This window comes from Pseudomonas emilianonis (genome assembly GCF_023072625.1).
GTDB classification, from domain to species: domain Bacteria; phylum Pseudomonadota; class Gammaproteobacteria; order Pseudomonadales; family Pseudomonadaceae; genus Aquipseudomonas; species Aquipseudomonas paraveronii.
In genome coordinates this window covers 1-6,870 of sequence record NZ_JAKNRV010000284.1, presented here as the reverse complement: position 1 = coordinate 6,870, position 6,870 = coordinate 1, and the positions used below count along the sequence as shown (strand labels likewise).

Sequence of the window (6,870 nt, the reverse complement as noted above, 5' to 3'; positions counted from 1 at the left end):
TTGAAAGCCACCAAAGTGGACGGCGTATACACTGCGGATCTGCTGGCGGTCGAGCATCTCGGTGCGCCCGCCGAAGTGCTTGTTGACCTCGGCGCGCTGGCGGAACGAACGCACCGTGGCGTCGGTGTGGGCCAGGGTCAGTTGGCCGCGCTCGGAGTACATGATGTTGAAATCGAATTCATTGGACAGCGCCTGGAACATCTTCACCGACTCGGCGTAGAAGCGCACCCCTTCGCTGGTCAGGTAGTTGGAGCGGATCACTGCCGTGTTGCGCGCGGTATTGCCGCCGCCCAGGTAGGACTTTTCCAGCACGGCAATGTTGCTGATGCCGTGGTACTTGGCCAGGTAGTAGGCGGTCGCCAGGCCGTGGCCGCCGGCGCCGATGATCACCACGTCGTAACTCGACTTGAGCTCTTTGGGCGGTGGCAGATCCACCTCCACCGGGTATTCCGAACTCAGCCCGTATTTCAATAGATTGAATGGCATACGGCCTCCGATTGGCTGCGTAGGGCGTGATGTTGCGCAAGGGCGGCGGTCACGGTGTTTTTCATCAGGAAGGCAATGGTCATCGGGCCGACACCGCCGGGGACCGGGGTGATGGCGGCGACGTGGGGCAGGGCGGCAGCGAAGTCGACATCGCCGACCAGGCGGCTGCGGCCATCGTCGTCAATGCGGTTGATACCGACGTCGATCACCACCGCGCCAGGCTTGAGCCAACTGGCATCGATCAAGCGTGGGCGGCCTACGGCGGCGATCACGATATCCGCCTGGCGGCACAGGGCCTGGGCGTTGTGGCTGCGCGAATGCAACACCGTCACCGAGCAATCGGCCTTGAGCAGCAGGGCCGCCATGGGCTTGCCGACGATGTTCGAACGGCCGACCACCACCGCGTGTTTACCGCGCAGGTCGCCACAGGTTTGCTCCAGCAGATACAGGCAACCGCTGGGCGTGCAGGGGGTGAGCACGGCGCGGCCCTGGCTGAGGCCGCCGACGTTCTGGCTGTGGAAACCGTCCACGTCCTTGTCCGGTGCGATGGCTTCCAGGGCGCGCAGTTCGTCCATCTGCACCGGCAGCGGCAATTGCAGGAGGATGCCGTGAATTGCCGGGTCGGCATTCAATTGGCCGATCAGGATCAACAGCTGTTCGGTGCTGGTATCGTCGGGCAGCCGGTGCTCCAGGGAGTGGATGCCAACCTCGGTGGCGCGCAGGACCTTGTTGCGCACATAGACCTGACTGGCCGGGTCGTTGCCCACCAGGATCACCGCCAGGGCCGGTTGAATAGCTTGCGCATGCAGACGCGCTACGTCCTCGCGGACCTGCAGCAGCACCCGCGCAGCGGCGGCTTTGCCATCGATCAGTTTAGGCTCGCTCACCGGAACACCACCGTTCTGTCCTGGTTGAGAAACACCCGGTGCCCCAGGTGGTACTTGACCGCCTTGGACAGGGCCACGGTCTCGGTGTCACGGCCGATAGCAACCAGGTCGTCGGGCTTGTACACGTGGTCGACGCGTTGCACTTCCTGCTCGATGATTGGGCCCTCATCCAAGTCGCTGGTGACGTAGTGCGCGGTGGCGCCAATCAACTTCACGCCACGCTGATAGGCCTGGTGATAAGGCTTGGCGCCTTTGAAGCCGGGCAGGAACGAATGGTGAATATTGATCGCGCGCCCCGACAGTTGCCGGCACAGGTCGTCGGAGAGGATCTGCATATAGCGCGCCAGCACCACCAGTTCGGTGCGGGTGTCGTCGACGATCTTCATCAGCTCGGCTTCCTGCGCGGCCTTGGTGTCCTTGGACACCGGCAGGTAGATAAAACGAATGCCCTCGCGCTCGGCCATGGGCCGCAGGTCGAGGTGGTTGGAGACGATGGCGGTGATGGTCATGTCCATCTCGCCCTTGTGGTAGCGGTAGAGCAGGTCGGTGAGGCAGTGGTCGAACTTGCTCACCATCAGCAGCACGCGCATCGGCTCGCGGGTGTCGTAGAGCTCCCACTGCATGTCGAAGGCCTGGGCGACGTCGGCGAAACCGGCGCGGATCTGTTCCAGATCGCCTGCGTGCCCATCGTTGAAACGGAACACGGCACGCATGAAGAAGCGACCGCTGAAGTCATCATCGAACTGCGCCATCTCCCCGATGTAGCACGCGTTGTCCGCCAGGTACGTGGTGACGGCAGCGACAATGCCGGACACCGCGGGACAAGTGACCTTGATGATGAAATGGTTTTTTTCGTGTTGCATGACACGTCCTCGGGATGATGGCGGCAGCTCATCGCATAGCGAAAAAACGTCAGAGGACAGCAGGCTCGTTCCGTGAGCGCATTTTCTTGTGAGGAATAAAATATTCCTGAGTTGGCTTTATAGGGGAATGGACGCGGGGCGTCTAGGGGTTTTGGGAAAGTTTTTTAACTGAGGGGAATTTTTATCGGGGAGGACGGCGTCGAGCGCGGTCAAAAATGTGGGAGGGGGCTTGCCCCCGATGAGGGGGGTCAGTGAAAGATGCATTCACTGACACTCCCTCATCGGGAGCAAGCCCCCTCCCACAGTTGGATCTCTGTGCTTCAGGTGTATCGAGTCCGGATTATTCTTTGTCGTTGCCGTAATTCATGATCGACAGCAGGCGAATCGGCACCCGCACCAACTCCTCCGGCCCATGGGGAATCTCGCCCTCGAACGTCAGGCTGTCGCCGGCTTCCATCCGATACAGCTGATTCCCATGCCGATAAATCAGCTCCCCTTCCAGCAAGTGCAGAAACTCGGTCCCCGGGTGGGCAAAGGTCGGGAACTCCTCGCTGGCGTCATCCATGCTGACCATGTACGCCTCAAAGCTCTTCTTCGGCCCCCGCGTATGGTTGAGCAGATGGTAGGTATGCCCCTTTTCCGTCCCCCGGCGCACCACTTCCATGCCTTGGTCGGCTTTGACCAACAAGGCACTGCCATCTTGTTGATCGTATTCGGCGAACAATTTCGACAACGGCAGCCCGAGCACGTCGCACAGGCGACTCAAGGTGTCGAGGCTGGTGGACACCTGGGCGTTTTCGATCTTGCTCAACATGCCCTGGCTGATATCGGCAATCTTCGCCACGTCGGACAGCTTCAGGTCCTGGGCCTGGCGTTGGCGTTTGATCTGCAAACCCAGGTATTGCTCCAGCTTGAGGCGGGGGGCGGTTTCGGTGGACATAGTCATCAGATCCTGCACACTTTCCGTTCAGTAATATTAGTTTCGCACTAGGAAAGTGCAAGTGGCGGCTCTTGGCGGCCGCGCCCTGACACGTATTCCCACGGGGAAAAGAATTTTCCCATATATACAGCACAAAAGCGCTTTCACCGGCACTTCAATCGGCCGCTCGCGAATCTGGCAAGGGTATTGCATTCCTGTGGGGAAACTAACTTTCTTTTTAAGAATAAAAAGACAGTCTAGGCCCACCCACACGGTTTTGCCTTTCGCGAGGAGTGACACGCAATGTTGCCAGCAGAAACCCAGCGCATCATCGACAAGTACGGCATCAAGTACGTGCTTGCGCAGTTTGTGGATATACACGGTGCGGCCAAGACCAAGTCGGTGCCGATTTGCGGGCTCAAGACGGTGGCCGAAGAGGGCGCCGGGTTTGCCGGGTTTGCCATCAGCGGCATGGGCATGGAACCCCACGGCCCGGACTTCATGGCGCGGGGAGACCTGTCCACGCTGACCCCGGTGCCCTGGCAGCCGGGTTACGGGCGCGTGGTGTGCGTCGGGCATGTCGACGGCAAGCCCCATCCCTTTGATAGCCGCTACGTGCTGCAGCAGCAGGTGCAGCGCCTGCAAGACAAGGGCTGGACGCTGAACACCGGCCTGGAACCCGAATTCAACCTGATGCGCCGCGACGAGCAGGGCAAGCTGCAACTGGTCGACCCCAGCGACAACCTCGACAAGCCCTGCTACGACTACAAGGGCCTGTCGCGCTCGCGGGTGTTCCTGGAGCGCCTGACCGAAGCCTTGCAGGCGGTGGATTTCGAGGTCTATCAGATCGACCACGAAGACGCCAACGGCCAGTTCGAGATCAACTACACCTACAGCGACGCCCTGACCTCGGCCGACCGCTTTACCTTCTTCCGCATGGCCGCCGGCGAGATCGCCAACGACCTGGGCATGATCTGTTCGTTCATGCCCAAGCCCGACCCGAAACGCGCCGGCAACGGCATGCACTTTCACCTGTCGATCAGCAGCGCCGAGAACAAGAACCTGTTCCATGACGCCAGTGACCCGAGCGGCATGGGCCTGTCGAAACTGGCCTATCACTTCGCCGCCGGCCTGCTCGCCCATGGCCCGGCGCTGTGTGCGTTCGCCGCGCCCACCGTCAACTCCTACAAGCGCCTGGTGGTGGGCAACTCGCTGTCCGGCGCTACCTGGGCCCCGGCCTTTATCGCGTTTGGCGCCAACAACCGTTCGGCCATGGTGCGCGTGCCTTACGGCCGCCTGGAGTTCCGCCTGCCGGATGCCGGCTGCAACCCTTACCTGGTCAGCGCCGCGATCATCGCGGCGGGCCTGGACGGCATCGATCGCGAGTTGGAAATCGACCACGTCTGCAATGAAAACCTCTACAGCCTGAGCCTGGAGCAGATCGCCGAGCGCGGCATCAAGACCTTGCCCCAATCCCTCAAGGAAGCCTGCGACGCGCTGGAAGCCGACCCGCTGTTCGTCGAGGTGCTGGGCCCGCAGATCGTGGGTGAGTTCATCAAGCTCAAGCGCATGGAGTGGGTGGAATACAGCCGCCATGTGAGCGACTGGGAAGTCCAGCGCTATACCGAATTTTTCTGACACCGTGTGACGGAGACTTGATATGTGTGGAATCGTAGGTCTGTACCTGAAAAACCCCCGACTGGAACCCCAGCTCGGCCAGTTGTTTGAACCGATGTTGCAGGCCATGACCGACCGTGGCCCGGACAGTGCGGGTTTTGCTATCTATGGCGATGAAGTCGCCGACGGCTGGGTCAAGCTGACCCTGCAAGCGACCACCGAGGGCTTCGACTGGAAAGCCCTGATGGGCGAGCTGGAAGGGCGCCTGGGCTGTTCGCTGGACTGGTTTCAGAACGCCAGCGCCGCCGTGTTGAAGATCCACGCCGACGAAGCCCCGGTGCGCCTGGCCCTGGCCGAACTGGCGCCGAGCGTGCGCGTCATGAGCGCCGGGCAGAGCATCGAGATCCTCAAGGGCATGGGCCTGCCCCAGGAAATTTCCCAGCGCTTCGGCCTGGCGAGCATGCAAGGCAGCCACATCATCGGCCACACCCGCATGGCCACTGAAAGCGCGGTGACCATGGAAGGCAGCCACCCGTTTTCCACCGGTGCCGACCTGTGCCTGGTCCACAACGGTTCGCTGTCGAACCACTTCCGCCTGCGCCAGGAACTCAAGCGCGAAGGCATCCATTTCGAAACCGACAACGACACCGAAGTCGCCGCTGGCTACCTGACCTGGCGCCTGCAACAGGGCGATTCGCTCAAAGAGGCGCTGGACCACGCCCTGGAAGACCTCGACGGCTTCTTCACCTTCGCCATCGGCACGCGCAACGGTTTTGCGGTGATCCGCGATCCGATCGCGTGCAAGCCGGCGATCCTCGCCGAGACCGACGACTACGTCGCCATGGCCTCCGAATACCAGGCGCTGTCGAGCTTGCCAGGCATCGAGAACGCCCGCATCTGGGAGCCCGCACCGGCCACTTTGTACATCTGGGAACGCCAGTCAGCTTAAGGAGCGCACACATGAAAATCATCGATCTTTCCACCGCCACCGTGCGTGACCTCAACCAGGCGCTGCACGCGCAGGCCATCGACAACGAATGGCGCGTCACCCACTCCAACGGCAAGCACAACCTGGCGGTCGGGGTGAATCAGGCGGTGTCCATCGATATCGAGGGCCACGCCGGCTACTACTGCGCGGGCATGAACCAGCAGGCGTCGATCACCGTACACGGCAACGTCGGCGTGGGCTGCGCCGAGAACATGATGTCCGGATCGGTGCGCGTCAAAGGCAGCGCGTCCCAGGCGGCCGGGGCCACGGCCCATGGCGGCTTGCTGGTGATCGAAGGCGACGCGGGCGCGCGTTGCGGGATTTCCATGAAAGGCATCGACATCGTGGTCGGCGGCAGCATTGGCCACATGAGCTGCTTCATGGGCCAGGCCGGGCGTTTGGTCGTCTGCGGCGATGCCGGCGATGCGCTGGGCGATTCGCTGTACGAAACCCACATCTACGTGAAGGGCTCGGTGGAGTCGCTGGGCTCCGATTGCGTCGAAAAAGAGATGCGCAGCGAGCACCTGCACGAGCTGCAAGAGCTGCTCGATCGCGCCGGTTTCGCCCACCGCGCTGCGGATTTCAAGCGCTACGGCTCGGCCCGCCAGCTGTACAACTTCAAAGTCGATAACGCCTCCGCATACTGATTCAGGAGCTACAACATGAGTGAACAAACCCCTCCGGTACTGCGCGAGTCGGCCACCTTCGACCGCCTGACCATCCAGGAAATCCAGCGCGCCGCCGAAACCGGTATCTACGACATTCGCGGCGGCGGTACCAAGCGCAAGCTGCCGCACTTCGATGACTTGCTGCTGCTCGGCGCCAGCGTGTCGCGTTACCCGCTGGAAGGCTATCGCGAGAAGTGCGGCACCGACGTGATCCTCGGCAACCGCTTCGCCAAGAAGCCGATCCACCTGAAGATCCCGGTGACCATCGCCGGCATGAGTTTCGGTGCGTTGTCGGCCAACGCCAAGGAAGCCCTGGGCCGTGGCGCGAGCATCGCCGGCACCAGCACCACCACCGGTGACGGCGGCATGACCCCGGAAGAGCGCGGTCAGTCGCGGCACCTGGTGTACCAGTACCTGCCGTCGCGCTACGGCATGAACCCCG

8 protein-coding genes are annotated in these 6,870 nt (G+C 61.9%); 4 read left to right on the top strand and 4 right to left on the bottom strand.

Annotated features, from left to right (window positions below):
• The 4 genes from L9Z73_RS22495 to L9Z73_RS22480 all read right to left on the bottom strand — a co-directional run.
• Positions 1-486: FAD-dependent oxidoreductase (locus L9Z73_RS22495; protein WP_247405647.1), on the bottom strand; the 486-nt coding region annotated here is incomplete at its 3' end.
• A complete protein-coding gene (gene folD, locus L9Z73_RS22490; RefSeq protein WP_247405644.1) occupies positions 468-1,373 on the bottom strand; it encodes a bifunctional methylenetetrahydrofolate dehydrogenase/methenyltetrahydrofolate cyclohydrolase FolD in 906 nt (301 codons plus the stop codon). The genes folD and L9Z73_RS22495, both read right to left, overlap by 19 nt.
• Positions 1,370-2,236 (bottom strand): formyltetrahydrofolate deformylase, encoded by an 867-nt coding sequence (purU, locus tag L9Z73_RS22485; protein WP_247405642.1) that lies wholly within the window; start codon positions 2,234-2,236, stop codon positions 1,370-1,372. Before purU ends, folD begins: the two co-directional genes overlap by 4 nt.
• Positions 2,237-2,576: 340 nt before the next feature.
• Positions 2,577-3,176 (bottom strand): helix-turn-helix domain-containing protein, encoded by a 600-nt coding sequence (locus L9Z73_RS22480; RefSeq protein ID WP_046383917.1) that lies wholly within the window; start codon positions 3,174-3,176, stop codon positions 2,577-2,579.
• Positions 3,177-3,458: 282 nt separating this feature from the next.
• Here L9Z73_RS22480 and glnT point away from each other — a divergent pair, with 282 nt between their 5' ends.
• The 4 genes from glnT to L9Z73_RS22460 all read left to right on the top strand — a co-directional run.
• Positions 3,459-4,793 (top strand): type III glutamate--ammonia ligase, encoded by a 1,335-nt coding sequence (gene glnT, locus L9Z73_RS22475; RefSeq protein ID WP_247405639.1) that lies wholly within the window; start codon positions 3,459-3,461, stop codon positions 4,791-4,793.
• A gap of 22 nt (positions 4,794-4,815) precedes the next feature.
• Entirely contained in the window at positions 4,816-5,721 is a 906-nt protein-coding gene (locus tag L9Z73_RS22470) for a class II glutamine amidotransferase (protein WP_247405636.1), read from the top strand.
• Positions 5,722-5,732: 11 nt separating this feature from the next.
• Positions 5,733-6,407 carry a protein glxC gene (locus L9Z73_RS22465; protein WP_247405633.1) on the top strand — a complete coding sequence of 225 codons (675 nt, stop codon included), beginning with the start codon at positions 5,733-5,735 and terminating at the stop codon, positions 6,405-6,407.
• 15 nt (positions 6,408-6,422) lie between these two features.
• On the top strand, positions 6,423-6,870 hold a 448-nt coding region (locus L9Z73_RS22460), incomplete at its 3' end, for a glutamate synthase-related protein (RefSeq protein ID WP_247405631.1).

Excerpts from the sequence above, each read along its gene's own strand:
- purU (WP_247405642.1), bottom strand. The coding sequence starts at position 2,236 with ATGCAACACGAAAAAAACCATTTCATCATCAAGGTCACTTGTCCCGCG.
- L9Z73_RS22480 (WP_046383917.1), bottom strand. The coding sequence starts at position 3,176 with ATGTCCACCGAAACCGCCCCCCGCCTCAAGCTGGAGCAATACCTGGGT.
- glnT (WP_247405639.1), top strand. The coding sequence starts at position 3,459 with ATGTTGCCAGCAGAAACCCAGCGCATCATCGACAAGTACGGCATCAAG.
- L9Z73_RS22470 (WP_247405636.1), top strand. The coding sequence starts at position 4,816 with ATGTGTGGAATCGTAGGTCTGTACCTGAAAAACCCCCGACTGGAACCC.
- L9Z73_RS22465 (WP_247405633.1), top strand. The coding sequence starts at position 5,733 with ATGAAAATCATCGATCTTTCCACCGCCACCGTGCGTGACCTCAACCAG.